Origin of the sequence: Chlorobium sp. KB01, from assembly GCF_001975465.1 — a bacterium.
GTDB lineage: Bacteria > Bacteroidota > Chlorobiia > Chlorobiales > Chlorobiaceae > Chlorobium.
The window spans coordinates 22,177-34,953 of record NZ_MPJE01000051.1 but is presented as its reverse complement, the minus strand read 5'-3'; the positions used below and the strand labels follow the sequence as shown (position 1 = coordinate 34,953).

The window sequence follows — 12,777 nt, the reverse complement described above, 5'->3', positions numbered from 1 at the left end:
GACAATAAATAGAGGCCCCCTGAATTCTTTATTGCGGAGTGCAGGGCACTTATTTCATCAGCTCACTCCGAAACCTTGCGGATCATTTGACGGCATGGGCAACCCTCTGATGGTGCCTTAGGTCTCGACTTGTCCGGTTGGCGTGATAATGGTCACGACTGACCGCCTCCTTTGCCCAACTCTTCAAGTAATCTGCGGCCTTTTTCCGTGAGCCGGTATTTCTGTAGGCGGCTGGTGGGTTTCTCGGGTATGGTTGGTTCAATGGTTTGATCGGTAACAAGCCCCCTGATGACCTTGTTTAACTGGCCGGAGATGACTTTTTGTCCCATTGCTTCCGATAGCTGGGCTTTCCCCATTGGCTGGAGAACAAGTTGCCGAAGCACGCGAATTTCCATCGACTCTGGTTGTGACTCTGGCTGCTTGCTAACTTGTGCCGTGACTTGTCCGGGAACTTGATCCCGACTGGGCCCCAGACTCAGGAGTTTTTCTCCAAATCGTCAACACAAAACAGCCTCCGTCAAGCCTGATTTCAGGTTCTGGAAGTCCGGCGTTTTTGCATCGGCGGATCATGTCGCGGATACCGGTGCCCATACGTTCAATGTACTTGGTCAGGTACATGGGCTCGGCAATCAGAGGATTATGCGCTGTCCATGATCGGAAAAAATAAAATAATCGCCTATATTATCCTTTTCAAACGGACACTATAGCAACAAATCATCCTTTATGAACGGCTACCTGAGAAGCATAATCCGCCAAAAGATTGTTGACGCCCAGGCCGCGCCTCTGCCGGAATTCACCTTCAGGGATACGAGAGTGCCTGTGGTGAAGGGTAAAGCTATTGCTGTCATCGGGATGAGGCGCTCAGGAAAAACAACACTGCTGAAACAAATCATCTCTGAGCGGTTGAAACAGGGAGTGCCTCGTGAAGGGGTGCTCTATTTCAGTTTTGAGGACGAACGACTCGCCGGGATGAAGAGCAGTGACCTGAATATTGTTATCGAGGAGTTCTATCGTCTGCATCCGCAATTAAGGGATCATCAGAGAGTCGTGCTCTTTTTCGATGAAATACAGGTGGTCCCCGACTGGGAACTTTTCATACGCCGTTTGCTTGATACCGAAAATGCAGAGATTTTTATTTCAGGCTCCTCTGCCCGTCTGCTGTCACGTGAAGTTGCCACGAGCATGAGAGGTCGTGCACTGGAAGCGGTTGTCTATCCTTTCAGTTTCAGGGAGTATCTCCGCCACAAAAAGGTTGAACCGTCAAAGCCTGCAGAAGAGTGGACAACGTCTGATCGCTCAACCATTGAGAGTGAACTGCGCAACTATCTTGCGTTTGGCGGATTTCCGGAAGCAACCGGCATCACAGGGCGTGACCGCCAGGAGCTGCTTCGGGCCTATATCGATGTTGTGCTCCTGCGTGACGTAGTTGAGCGTTACGCAGTTACAAACCCGGCAGCATTGCGCTGGATGGTGCGTCAACTGCTTGGAAATGCAGCAGGGTCATTCAGCATTAACCGTTTTCACGCCGATTTAAAATCCCAGGGCTTTTCTGTAGCAAAAGATACGCTGCACACCTATCTCGGTTATCTCGAAGACTCGTTTCTCCTCCAAACCCTCTTCCTTGCAACCGATTCTGAGCGTCGCCGTATGGTTAATCCCCGAAAAATCTATCCTGTTGATACCGGCTTTATTCCTCTTTTTGATCGATCAGGTAAAGAAAACACCGGTCATGCTCTGGAAACTGCTGTTTTTCTCGAACTTTCAAGACAAGGTTATGCAATAGGCTATGTTCATACAGCTTCAGGCCATGAGGTAGATTTTCTTGCCAGAGATCTGACAAAGGGAGATGAGCTGATTCAGGTATGCACTGACCTCACTCAATCAACTACCAGAGAACGGGAGGTAAGAGCACTCCTTGACGCAGCGCCAGAGTTTCGGAATGCACGGTTACGGCTGATAACACTGGAACCACCTCCCGGAGTTGAATTTCCTCCTGAAATAACCATCACGCTCGCCAGTGAGTGGCTTCTTCTCGACTGAAAGCAATAACGGCACCGGTTTATCCTGAATTGCTGTTTATCCATCCATACAGGGAGGGAAACGGTCGAACGGCAAGGTTGGTTGCAACCTTGATGGCAAAGGTTCATCACCATCCCGGAAACATTGCGCACGGGCGGCACTGAACATCCCGCCCGTTTTCGGTTACACAACCAGATGTGCGCGACCTGGAATTGGGTCTCTTAACGGGTGATTCCTGTTTTCCGTTTTTGGCTTCTGTTCAATTATTTGCTGTGTTCAAAATAAATGAACAGTGAAATTGTTGAACGTCAATTGGCAGCGAACGAAGCAAAAAACATCGGCAAAAACATCGGCAATTTTTATACATTATTTATTGTAAACGATTATAGTAAAAGAGTTTGCTTGAATTCATGACCGGCATGGTAACCGTTATTCGCTCAGAATAGTAAACTGGCAGATCAGGTAGAATGGGAACGCATTCCGGAACGAAGCAACAATTGCAGATTCGATGTGCGAGCAGTGCAAGATTAGAAGATAAACCGGTATGAATAGTGTGAATTGTTCATCATAATGCTTATTATACCCCGTATAATGTGAAATTATCTCTTTAAGCGGAGTAAACGTGCTGATAAATTTCTCTCTTGAAAACTGGGCGTCGTTCAGGGATTGCTCCTCCTTTTCGATGATTGCCAGCCGGGAACGGCAGCATAGGGAACGCGTTCCGCTGGTAGCAAAATACCAGACACGGATCCTTCCTATAGCCGCTATCCATGGAGGCAATGCTTCCGGGAAAACAAATCTGTTCAAGGCATTGAGCTTTGCCAAAAATCTTATAGTCAAAGGGACACAACCGGAGAGCATGATCCCTGTTGAAGCTTTTCGACTTGACACCAGCAGCACGCCCAGGGCCTCAAACTTTTCATTTGAGTTGCTGATTGATGAAACGATCTATGAATACAGCTTTTCCGTTACAAGAAAAGCAGTTCTTGAGGAACGCCTTGTTAAAATCACCAGTACCAGCGAAAAAGTTCTGTATCATCGAAGGAATGGTAAGCCAAATTTTGGATCCGGACTCGGAAACACCCTGTTTCTTACTTTCGCTTTTCAGGGAACAAGAGATAACCAGCTCTTTCTGACAAACTCCGTATCTCAAAAAGTTGATACGTTTCGTCCTGTCTACGACTGGTTCAAGAATTGCCTGGAACTCGTTGCACCTGATTCACGGTTTGAGCCTTTTGAGCAGTTTCTGGATGTAGAGCACCCCTTGTACTCTACAATGAATGAAATGCTGCCCAAGCTTGATACCGGTATAGCACATCTTGGCGGAGAGGTAATTCCTTTTGATAACCTTCCTCTCCCTGAATCGTTAAAGACCATGCTCAAGGAGGATGTGCAGGAAGGGATGAGTGTCCGTGTCGTATCAGAACCGTCTGTAGATCGCTATATCGTCACAAGAAAGCAGGGCGAATTGATTGCAAAAAAACTCGTTACATACCATCCTGTAGCGGGAGGGACAGAAACGAAATTTGAGTTGCAGCAGGAATCGGATGGCTCACAGCGGATTATTGATCTTTTACCCGCTTTTCTTGAAATCTCTGCCAGTGAGTCAAAAAAAGTATTGGTCATTGACGAAGTTGATCGCAGCCTTCACTCCCTTATGACAAGGCGCTTGCTGGAAGGATATCTGGAGAGCTGCTCACCTGAAAGCCGGTCTCAACTGTTATTTACAACCCATGATCTGTTACTGATGGACCAGCATTTGTTGAGACGGGATGAAATGTGGGTGGCAGAGCGGGATGCTTCCGGAGCTTCGCACTTGCGATCTTTCAGCGAATATAAAGATGTCCGGTTTGACAAGGATATTCGTAAAAGCTATCTGCAGGGCAGATTGGGCGGTGTTCCCCGAATGCCGGTTAGCTGCGGCTTTATTGGCTCTGCCTGTAATACATCAAATGAAGCTCAATAATGGGGCTGAACAGAAGGCGATTTTATCGGCCATCGGGTACGCTTCGGTACAAAAAACTCTTCATCATTGCTACCGAAGGGGTTAAAACAGAACCTCAGTACTTTGCCGCACTACAGACTGAACAATCTGTCATTAAAATTCGCTGTCTGAAAAGTAAAAACAACAGCGCTCCGTTACAGGTTCTGAAACGGATACAAGATCATATCAAGGAAGAGGGCCTCAAAGATTCTGATGAAGCATGGCTGGTTGCTGACCAGGACGGATGGGAAGAGGAACATATCAACCTGATGTTTGATTGGTCCAAACAAAAAGTCAATTACGGTTTTGCCTTGAGTAACCCGAAATTCGAATTCTGGCTTTTGCTGCACTTCGATGACGGCAAGGGCATTACATCCTCAAGATCCTGCTCTGAACAGTTGCGTCATCATCTCCCTGATTATGACAAAGGTGTCTCCGCAAATAAAATAACAAGGATGATAGTTGAAACCGCAATCCGGAGAGCAGAACAAAGAGATAACTATAAGTCGGGGTGGCCTGTTACGACAGGAACAACTGTTTATCGTCTTGTTCGTAATATTCTTGAGGCAGAGAAGCAGTGATGCATTGTTGTGTCGAATGCTCGCTCTCCGGAAAGGTAAACCGGTTCGGCATTTCAGGATTGCTGAACCGGCAGAGAAAGCGGGAGGGTTATTTTTTCATAACCGAGGCGTCTTCCATAAACTTTTTCAGACCGAGATCGGTCAGCGGGTGGTTGACAAGCTGACGGATAACGCTGAAGGGGATGGTGGCAATATCGGCTCCGATCAGGGCTGAATCAACCACATGCTGCGGATGACGCACGCTTGCGACGATAACCTCGGTCATGTAGCCGTAGTTACGGTAGATGGAGACAATCTGCTCAACAAGCGTCATGCCTTCAGTACTGATATCATCCAGCCGTCCAACAAAGGGGCTCACATAGCTTGCACCGGCCTTGGCGGCAAGGAGGGCCTGATTGGGCGAAAAGACCAGCGTTGCGTTGGTGCGAATACCCTTATCTGAAAAATGGCGGATCGCCTGAAGGCCGTCGATGGTCAGAGGGCATTTGACAACCACATTGTCATGAATGGCGGCCAGATCCTCACCCTCGATAATCATCTCCTGCGCCTTGAGTGTTGTCACCTCGGCGCTGACCGGGCCGTCAACGATATCGCAGATCCGGGAAATATGATCCTTGAAATCCTGATAGGTAAAGTTCGCCGGATCACCGACGATTTTGGCAATCAGTGACGGGTTGGTGGTCACGCCGTCAAGCACGCCAAGTTCGCGTGCGGCGTGAATTTCATCAAGGTTTGCGGTATCAATAAAAAATTTCATCAGGCACCTCCAGTTAATTGTCGTTGGCAGTCTGAGAGCAAAAGGGACGCAGCACGCATGCCCCTCAGGCTTTTACTGGTTGAGCTTCAAGCATGGCGTTGAAATTTTTAGCCTTGCGTCCCTCCCAGTTGCGTTTGTGGTAGGCATAACCGGCGATGAGCGGCAGCGCAATGGTTGCCTCGGCAAAGACCATCTGCTCATAAACCGTGTCAACCTTGCCCCATGAGCTGGCCTCCTTGAGGGTTGAACCGGAAAGGGCACCGTCACGCTCGTCGGCAACCGTAATCTGGACGGCATAGGTGTGCATGGAGACATCCTCGTAACCGAGCACTTCGGCTGCAACAACAATATCCTGTGTAAAGTTTTTCGGTACGCCGCCGCCGATCATAAAGATACCGGTTCTGTCGTTCTCGATCTTGATTCTGGTGAGTTCGCGGAAATCCTTGACCGAGTCGATGGCAACATGGTTATCCGGATTGTGCCACTGATGATGCACCAGCCCGAAGCCTGCCGAGCAGTCCGAGAATGCGGGGCAGAAGATCGGCACCCCTTTTTCGTAGGCCTTGTAGACTATGGAGTTTTTATCGTGGTTGTTTTTCTCGATGTATCTGGCCATTTCCACAATGAACTCGCGGGATGAGTAGCTTCCCGGCTTCATGGAGTTGGCGATGATTGCCGTGGTATCATCACAGACACGGAGATCATCCTCATCAATATAGGTATCGTAAATACGGTCGATGTGCATCTCACGAAGGATTGCATCATCAATAAAGGGGGTTCCCTTGTAGTGTTTGAAGCCGAGAGCCTCAAAAAAGTCCTGGTCTACAATGTTGGCACCGGTGGAGACAATGGCATCAACCATGTGGTTGTCGATCATGTCGATAATGACCTGTTTCAATCCGGCACTGATCAGTGAACCGGCAAGGGTTAAAATAACAGCGCACTCCTTGTCCTGCTGCATAAGGTCAAGAATCGAAGCTGCCCTTGCAAGATTTCTGGCCTGAAAAGCGGTATCGTTCATCTGGTCGACAAGCGGAACAATATTCAGCTGCTTGATATCAATATGGCGGACCGGTGCGCTCAGTAACTCCTCTTTTCTGACTCCTGATTCCATTTCTGCTCCCGACGTGGTTTATAATTGGCTAAATAAAAAAAGAGAGTAAGCTTACTATATCACACATTCATATTACCGGATGCTGCTTCCTTCCGGATCTGACATGGTTGGGTAACTGAATGTTGTATAGGACTTACTCTCCTAATATATCGGTTTCAAATTCTTCTTTTTGATACGAACCTGAAACAAGTTGGATAATATAGTGCAAGCAATACAAAAAACAAACAAAGCCCTTTTATCTTTCTGTGAACTGTTATAACTTCTTGGGCATTCAGAGCTTTATAAAAACCACGACCCCGCCTGAAACAGCCGCACGTTCTGCCGGTTGACGCGGCAACAACACTTTTATGGGAACACTTCGAATTTTAAGCGGTATGAGGCCGACCGGCAAGCTCCATCTTGGTCACTATACCGGAGCGCTTGAATCATGGGTAGAGCAACAGAATCAGAGAAACGAAGCGGGCGAACGGGTCTATGAAACCTGCTTTCTGATCGCCGATTATCACAACCTGACGACCTCACTTGAAACCGGTGAAATCTATACGCACACGCTTGACATGCTCATTGACTGGCTTGCCGCAGGGGTAGACCCTGAAAAAAGCCCGGTTTTCCGCCAGTCACAGGTCAAGGAGCACACTGAGCTCTTTCTGCTCTTTTCGATGCTCATCACCTCATCGCGCCTCGAAAGGAACCCGACCCTGAAAGATCAGATTCGTGACCTGAATATGGAGTCGCTGACCTACGGTCATCTCGGTTACCCCGTCCTGCAGGCGGCAGATATACTGCTCTATAAAGGCAATGTTGTTCCTGTCGGCGAAGATCAGCTCCCTCATGTTGAGATCACCAGGGAGATTGCCCGCCGCTTCAACAACCTCTACCAGCACCCTCTTTTGGGAGAGGTATTCCCTGAACCAGCGCCGAAAATCACAAAATTTTCGCGACTTCCGGGTCTTGACGGAAAGGCAAAAATGTCCAAATCCCTTGGCAACACCATTCTCCTCTCGGACAGCCCGGATGAGATTGCAAAAAAAATGCGCACGGCAGTGACCGATACCAAGAAGGTTCGCAAAAACGACCCCGGTCACCCCGAAGTATGCACGGTTTACAGCTACCATGAAAAATTTGCTCCCCAGGAGCAGCTCTCAGCCATAGAGGCTGATTGCCGGGCCGGTTCACTTGGGTGTGTGGACTGCAAAAAGATGTGCGCAGCAAATATTGCAGCAGAACTCTTCCCGCTGGTTGAAAAAAGAGCTTATTACGAAACACACATGGAACTGGTGAAATCGATTCTGCTTGAAGGCGAAAAAAAGGCCAGAGCCATAGCCCGAACCACCATGCAGGAGGTACGAACCGCCATGAAACTTGGAGAGATCACCTGCTGAATCAATCGATCATGCTTACTACCGACCCGAGATACGCCTTTATTTTTGATATGGATGGCGTCCTGACAGACAACATGCGCTTCCATGCGGATTCATGGGTTGAACTGTTCCGGGATTTCGGACTTGAAGGACTTGATGCCGAACGCTATCTGGTTGAAACCGCAGGCATGAAAGGCCATGATGTTCTCCGCTATTTCCTCGACCCGGAGATCAGCGAAGCTGAAGCGGCACGCCTGACTGAACTCAAGGACTTTCTCTACCGGATCATGTCGCGCGAACTGATCAAGCCCATGCCGGGTCTGGAGCTCTTTCTTGACCATGCGGCGGCAAGCCGTGTACAACTTGGTATCGGTACCGGTGCCGGGCCGCGCAATATCGAATACGTGCTCGATCTGCTCGGCATTGCCGGCAGATTCCAGGCAATTGTAGACCCGTCACAGGTCATAAACGGCAAACCCGCCCCGGATATCTTTCTTCGGGCAGCCGGTCTGCTTGAGGTGCCGCCATCAAACTGTATCGTATTTGAGGATGCCCTGCCCGGTGTTCAGGCCGCCCGGAGTGCCGGAATGAAATGTGTCGCAGTTACGACCACAAACAGCGCCGATGCATTCCGGGAGTTCGATAACGTTATTCGAATCATTGACAATTTCTCCGGGCTCCGCCCCGTTGAACTCTGTGCACTGCTCAATCAGGAGCAACCAACGACCCTATTATAAAGAAATACAATGCATGAATTTTTTCTCCCGGTCATAGCTCGGGCAGTTGAAGCGGCCGGAATAGTAACCGAAAATCCGATACGGATTGAACAGCCTGCCGACAAGAAGTTTGGTGACTTTTCAACCAACATTGCCTTTCTTGCGGCAAAAGAGTTACGAAAAAATCCCAGGGAGCTGGCCCTGCAAATCATACCCCACCTCTCTTTCCCGCCGGATACCATAGCTAAAATTGAAGTTGCAGGAGCCGGGTTCATCAACTTTTACCTCACACCGCTCTTTATCATGCAGAGTGTAGAGCAGGTGCTACTCTACACTGACCGCTACGGAGAGGGAGCGAGCGGCAAAGGGAAGCGCGCTATCGTGGAATATGTAAGTGCCAATCCCACAGGGCCTCTGACCATCGGAAGGGGAAGAGGAGGCGTGCTTGGTGACTGCATAGCGAATCTCTTTGTAACGCAGGGCTATGACATAACCCGTGAGTATTATTTCAACGATGCCGGACGCCAGATGCAGATTCTCGGAGAGTCGGTCAAACTCCGTTACCGGGAGCTCTGCGGCCAAGTTGTTGAATTTCCTGCCACCCATTACCAGGGCGACTATATCAGGGAGATTGCCGAACAGGTTTTCAACGACCATGGTGCCGCTCTTGCCGAAACGGAAGAGATTGATCTCTTCAAAAACACGGCAGAAAGCATCATCTTTTCGGCAATACGCGCTACACTTGAACGACTCGGAATCCGTCATGACTCATTTTTCAATGAGCATACCCTCTACACTCCCGATGAAACCGGCACTACGGCAAATCAGCGGGTCATTGAGGCTCTCGGAGAAAAAGAGTTTATCTCCAAGTATGACGGAGCCACCTGGTTCATGACGACAAAGCTCGGTCAGGAGAAGGACAAGGTACTCATAAAATCAACCGGTGAACCGAGCTACCGTCTGCCGGATATTGCCTATCACCTTACCAAATATAAACGCGGCTTCGACGTCATCGTCAATGTTTTCGGCGCCGACCACATCGATGAGTACCCTGATGTGATTGACGCCCTGAAAATCCTTGGAGAGGATACCAGCCGGATCCGGATCGCCATAAACCAGTTTGTCACCACAACGGTAGACGGCCAGAGCGTCAAGATGTCAACAAGAAAAGGGAATGCCGACCTGCTTGACGATCTGATTGACGATGTCGGCGCCGATGCCACCCGGCTCTTTTTCATTATGCGGGGCAAGGATTCACACCTCAACTTCGATGTAGAGCTTGCAAAAAAACAGTCACGGGAAAATCCGGTATTCTATCTGCACTACGCTCATGCACGCATATGCAGCCTGCTGCGCCTTGCAAAGCAGGAGATCGGATTCGATCCGCACGCCGACCCGGATTACCACCTGCTCCGGCTTCTTGACAATCCTGCCGAGATCCAGCTCGGCTTTGCCCTGCTCGATTACCCTGATATGATCAAAACAAGCCTGCGTCTGCTTGAACCGCAGAAAATGGTAGAGTACCTGCACTCACTTGCAGAGCTCTTTCACCGTTTTTATCAGGAGTGTCCGATTCTCAAGGCTGAGCCGGAAATCGCCAGAGCAAGACTCTTCCTCTCGCTGGCCACCCGCCAGGTTCTGCGCAACGGGTTCAGGATACTGGGAGTCTCGGCACCGGAATCAATGTGAAAGCACCTCTCTTTATTTGTTCCGAAACCCGATAACTGCGTTGGGTGGTGCCCGGAATGGCGGGGGGAGCTCACGGACGGTAGAGGTTGTGCTCTGCGATATAGCGGGCTATTGAAGAGGGAACATATGGTGCGATGGATTGACCTGAAGCCGCAAGTTCACGGATGGCGGTTGAGGAGAGAGGATAGGCAAAATCGATAAATCGCATCCCCTCTGTTCCCACCCGGGAGACAGGCGCGGGCTCGCCCAAGGAGGAAGCTCGGCCAAAGACACAAATTTCAGCGAGCGAATAGAGCCGTTCATACGCTTTCCAGGAGTTAAACTCCCGGAAACTGTCCTCTCCCAAAAGAAGGGTAAGCCGATCATGCGGGTAAAGTTCGTGGATATAGTGCAGAAGATCGACGGTATAGGAGGGGGTGCGCTTTTCAAGCTCCCACAGGCTGACCTCACTGCTCCACCCGGTAAGATTTATTTCGGATGAGAGAAGGGATGCCATGCGCTTTCTGTGCTCATCAGCAGTGCCCCTCCTCTGCTTGAAGGGATTGTTTGATACCGAAACGATGATCCGGTCGATCTTCAGCAGCTCCCTGGCGAACAGAGCAAGAGCAAGATGGCCATTGTGCGGAGGATCAAATGTTCCGCCAAAAACTGCCAGATGCACAGCACTCTCCGTTCAGCTGTTTTTAAGATTCCGAATTATTTTTTCGCGTTCTCCGGCCATCTCCTTCTCTTTTGCCGGATAAAGCTGCAGATACTGATCAAGCGCCTGCTCTGCATCAAACCACTTTTTACGCTTCATCAGCATATCAATTTTTCCTGCCCAGGAGTTATGAATATATCCGGTATCGGAATAACGCCGGATAATCTCATCATAAAATATCTCCGCAGCCTTGTATTTGCCGAGCTGAACATAGTTGCGGGCAATGGAAAATGAATTTCTCGCCAGCTTCTCCCTGAATTCCTGAATGGTTCTTGCCGCGTAACGAACAGTGTCAACCCTCGCATACTGTGCAGACGCCCTTGCATAACTCTCTTTATAGGATGGATTGTCAGGATTGATTTTAAGCAACTCCCTGTACGTCACAACGTCATTTGAAATCTTCAGGGAATCGGTTACCGGATAGAGGTCAAGATAGACGGAGAACTGCTCAATGGCTTTTACGGTATACTGCTGATCAAGTTCATAATGCGGAGAGAGCTGCTCATATGATTTGGCAAGCATGAACTGTGCTGTTTTCGCATAGGGGGTAGAGGGGATCTGCTGAAGCAGGCGGGTGTAGATATCTCCTGCAAGCAGGTACTCTTTCGAACGGTAATAGGTCTGCCCGAGAAGAAAGAGCACATCATCCTCAAGTGCTGTAGCACGGGAGGTAAAGATCAGTGATTCAAGGGCAAGTGAAGCTCCGGTATAATCCTTTTTGGCAAATAGTCTCTCCGCCTTTGCATAACCTTCATTGACAAGGGCAGTTACTGTAGCCGGAGGCTTTGTTGATGAACAACCCGACAGCACTAAACTACCTGTCGTACATATCAGCAGCATTGAACGTACAATAAATCTGGTCACCGGCATAAAGCAACTCCATTATCCTTTTATTGAAATCGAAAACATAGTATACAAAACTGCAGAAAAAGAAACATACCTGAACACCTTTTGCTCTCATATTTTCAGCAGGATAACGTAACTGCATGACGAAGCTGACCGGGCATGAAAAATCAGGATGGTGGATTTACCGTGATACGGTTCATCGACAAGGGGGCAGGAACACTGCCTGAAAGGTGCTGCAGATCACTGAAGCAGGAGTGAGGGCGGAATACCTGTGGAGCTTAGGGGAGTCGAACCCCTGACCTTCTCATTGCGAACGAGACGCTCTACCAACTGAGCTAAAGCCCCATGACTCTATGCTACAAATTTCCGTGAATGCTTACAAGCCTGTCCGGATAAATATCTAAAAAAATAGCCTGCTGCTGCAGGCTATTAAAAAATAAAACTCGGGAGAGGGCGTTTATACTGCGTCCGTCATAAGTGAGTGCTTCAGCATCTCAAGCTGATGACTGACACTGCCGTCAAGAATAGTGTCTCCGATTTTAACCGAAACACCACCAATAAGATCAGCATTAACCTTCATCTTTGCCCTGATCGTCTTGCCGGTCGAAGCCGTGAGCTTGCTGACAAGGTCCGATACCTGAAGATCCGAAAGTGCAACGGCACTGGTAACGTCAGCATTGAGCACGCCTTGTTTCTCATCAAGAAGAACCTGAAACTCGTCAATAATCTCGGGAAGAAGCCCGGCTCTCTTCTTGTTTGCGATAAGGCTCAAAAAGAGATGCATTTTCTGGCCTACACTATCCCGGAAAATCTCTTCGAGAATATGAACTTTCTTGTCGCCCTGGATCAGGGGGCTTCTCAACACATGAACGAGGTCACGGGAATTGTTGAGAACCTCCCTTATCTGTTTCAGCTCTTCAACAATAGTATCAAGAAAACCACCCTCTTCAGCTGATGAAAGGAGAGCAGATGCATATCGACGGCTTGCAATTAGACTGGACATTTCGTGA

Annotated in this window: 13 protein-coding genes, 1 tRNA gene, 1 other RNA gene and 1 pseudogene; 7 read left to right on the top strand and 9 right to left on the bottom strand. The window is 49.0% G+C overall.

The features are described 5' to 3' along the window. Window positions 1-152 precede the first annotated feature (152 nt). Entirely contained in the window at window positions 153-395 is a 243-nt protein-coding gene (locus BOO20_RS05605; protein ID WP_076791241.1) for a Fic family protein, read from the bottom strand. 28 nt (window positions 396-423) lie between these two features. After that, complete coding sequence (locus BOO20_RS13350) at window positions 424-591, bottom strand: hypothetical protein (RefSeq protein WP_368665425.1); 168 nt, start codon at window positions 589-591, stop codon at window positions 424-426. 132 nt (window positions 592-723) lie between these two features. Between BOO20_RS13350 and BOO20_RS05595 the strand changes: the two genes are divergently transcribed. The 4 genes and pseudogenes from BOO20_RS05595 (at window position 724) to BOO20_RS05580 (ending at window position 4,584) form a co-directional block, all read left to right on the top strand. Beyond that, on the top strand, window positions 724-2,040 hold the full coding sequence (locus BOO20_RS05595) for an ATP-binding protein (RefSeq protein ID WP_076791238.1): 1,317 nt from the start codon (window positions 724-726) through the stop codon (window positions 2,038-2,040). Further along, window positions 2,040-2,138 (top strand): annotated as a pseudogene (locus BOO20_RS13345) (Fic family protein); the annotation flags it as partial. The gene BOO20_RS05595 and the pseudogene BOO20_RS13345, both read left to right, overlap by 1 nt. Before the next feature lie 503 nt (window positions 2,139-2,641). Then, window positions 2,642-3,985, top strand: coding sequence for an ATP/GTP-binding protein (locus BOO20_RS05585; protein WP_076791237.1), 1,344 nt, complete (start codon window positions 2,642-2,644; stop codon window positions 3,983-3,985). Beyond that, window positions 3,985-4,584 (top strand): RloB family protein, encoded by a 600-nt coding sequence (locus BOO20_RS05580; protein ID WP_076791235.1) that lies wholly within the window; start codon window positions 3,985-3,987, stop codon window positions 4,582-4,584. The genes BOO20_RS05585 and BOO20_RS05580 overlap by 1 nt, the downstream gene beginning before the upstream one ends. Window positions 4,585-4,672: 88 nt before the next feature. On the opposite strand, the gene fsa is transcribed toward BOO20_RS05580, so the two are convergent. The 3 genes from fsa to ffs all read right to left on the bottom strand — a co-directional run bounded on the left by fsa (window position 4,673) and on the right by ffs (window position 6,594). After that, window positions 4,673-5,341: a fructose-6-phosphate aldolase gene (fsa, locus tag BOO20_RS05575; RefSeq protein WP_076791234.1), complete on the bottom strand. Its 669-nt coding sequence runs from the start codon at window positions 5,339-5,341 to the stop codon at window positions 4,673-4,675. A 64-nt stretch (window positions 5,342-5,405) separates the two neighbouring features. Continuing rightward, window positions 5,406-6,455, bottom strand: coding sequence for a deoxyhypusine synthase (locus BOO20_RS05570; RefSeq protein ID WP_076791232.1), 1,050 nt, complete (start codon window positions 6,453-6,455; stop codon window positions 5,406-5,408). Window positions 6,456-6,495: 40 nt separating this feature from the next. Further along, window positions 6,496-6,594: signal recognition particle sRNA small type (gene ffs, locus BOO20_RS05565), an RNA gene on the bottom strand. 208 nt (window positions 6,595-6,802) lie between these two features. On the opposite strand from ffs, the gene trpS reads away from it, so the two are divergent. From trpS to argS, 3 genes are read left to right on the top strand one after another with little or no spacing between them, the layout of a single operon-like run. Next, complete coding sequence (gene trpS / locus BOO20_RS05560) at window positions 6,803-7,837, top strand: tryptophan--tRNA ligase (protein ID WP_076791230.1); 1,035 nt, start codon at window positions 6,803-6,805, stop codon at window positions 7,835-7,837. 11 nt (window positions 7,838-7,848) lie between these two features. Then, the gene (locus BOO20_RS05555; protein WP_076791229.1) at window positions 7,849-8,553 is read left to right on the top strand and encodes an HAD family phosphatase; all 705 of its coding nucleotides are present in this window, start codon (window positions 7,849-7,851) and stop codon (window positions 8,551-8,553) included. A gap of 9 nt (window positions 8,554-8,562) precedes the next feature. Then, window positions 8,563-10,221, top strand: a complete 1,659-nt coding sequence (argS, locus tag BOO20_RS05550; RefSeq protein WP_076791227.1) for an arginine--tRNA ligase — start codon at window positions 8,563-8,565, stop codon at window positions 10,219-10,221. 70 nt (window positions 10,222-10,291) lie between these two features. Here argS and nadD read toward each other — a convergent pair whose 3' ends face one another. From nadD to BOO20_RS05530, 4 genes are all read right to left on the bottom strand, one after another. Beyond that, entirely contained in the window at window positions 10,292-10,882 is a 591-nt protein-coding gene (gene nadD / locus BOO20_RS05545; protein WP_076791226.1) for a nicotinate (nicotinamide) nucleotide adenylyltransferase, read from the bottom strand. Window positions 10,883-10,894: 12 nt separating this feature from the next. Then, a complete protein-coding gene (locus BOO20_RS05540; protein WP_076791224.1) occupies window positions 10,895-11,791 on the bottom strand; it encodes an outer membrane protein assembly factor BamD in 897 nt (298 codons plus the stop codon). A gap of 248 nt (window positions 11,792-12,039) precedes the next feature. Beyond that, a tRNA-Ala gene (locus BOO20_RS05535) sits at window positions 12,040-12,112 on the bottom strand. 112 nt (window positions 12,113-12,224) lie between these two features. Further along, on the bottom strand, window positions 12,225-12,770 hold the full coding sequence (locus BOO20_RS05530; protein ID WP_076791222.1) for a F0F1 ATP synthase subunit delta: 546 nt from the start codon (window positions 12,768-12,770) through the stop codon (window positions 12,225-12,227). Window positions 12,771-12,777: the final 7 nt, after the last annotated feature.

Excerpts from the sequence above, each read along its gene's own strand:
- fsa (WP_076791234.1), bottom strand. The coding sequence starts at position 5,341 with ATGAAATTTTTTATTGATACCGCAAACCTTGATGAAATTCACGCCGCA.
- BOO20_RS05570 (WP_076791232.1), bottom strand. The coding sequence starts at position 6,455 with ATGGAATCAGGAGTCAGAAAAGAGGAGTTACTGAGCGCACCGGTCCGC.
- BOO20_RS05605 (WP_076791241.1), bottom strand. The coding sequence starts at position 395 with ATGGAAATTCGCGTGCTTCGGCAACTTGTTCTCCAGCCAATGGGGAAA.
- BOO20_RS05595 (WP_076791238.1), top strand. The coding sequence starts at position 724 with ATGAACGGCTACCTGAGAAGCATAATCCGCCAAAAGATTGTTGACGCC.
- BOO20_RS05580 (WP_076791235.1), top strand. The coding sequence starts at position 3,985 with ATGGGGCTGAACAGAAGGCGATTTTATCGGCCATCGGGTACGCTTCGG.
- BOO20_RS13350 (WP_368665425.1), bottom strand. The coding sequence starts at position 591 with ATGGGCACCGGTATCCGCGACATGATCCGCCGATGCAAAAACGCCGGA.
- trpS (WP_076791230.1), top strand. The coding sequence starts at position 6,803 with ATGGGAACACTTCGAATTTTAAGCGGTATGAGGCCGACCGGCAAGCTC.
- BOO20_RS05530 (WP_076791222.1), bottom strand. The coding sequence starts at position 12,770 with ATGTCCAGTCTAATTGCAAGCCGTCGATATGCATCTGCTCTCCTTTCA.
- BOO20_RS05555 (WP_076791229.1), top strand. The coding sequence starts at position 7,849 with ATGCTTACTACCGACCCGAGATACGCCTTTATTTTTGATATGGATGGC.
- argS (WP_076791227.1), top strand. The coding sequence starts at position 8,563 with ATGCATGAATTTTTTCTCCCGGTCATAGCTCGGGCAGTTGAAGCGGCC.
- BOO20_RS05540 (WP_076791224.1), bottom strand. The coding sequence starts at position 11,791 with ATGCCGGTGACCAGATTTATTGTACGTTCAATGCTGCTGATATGTACG.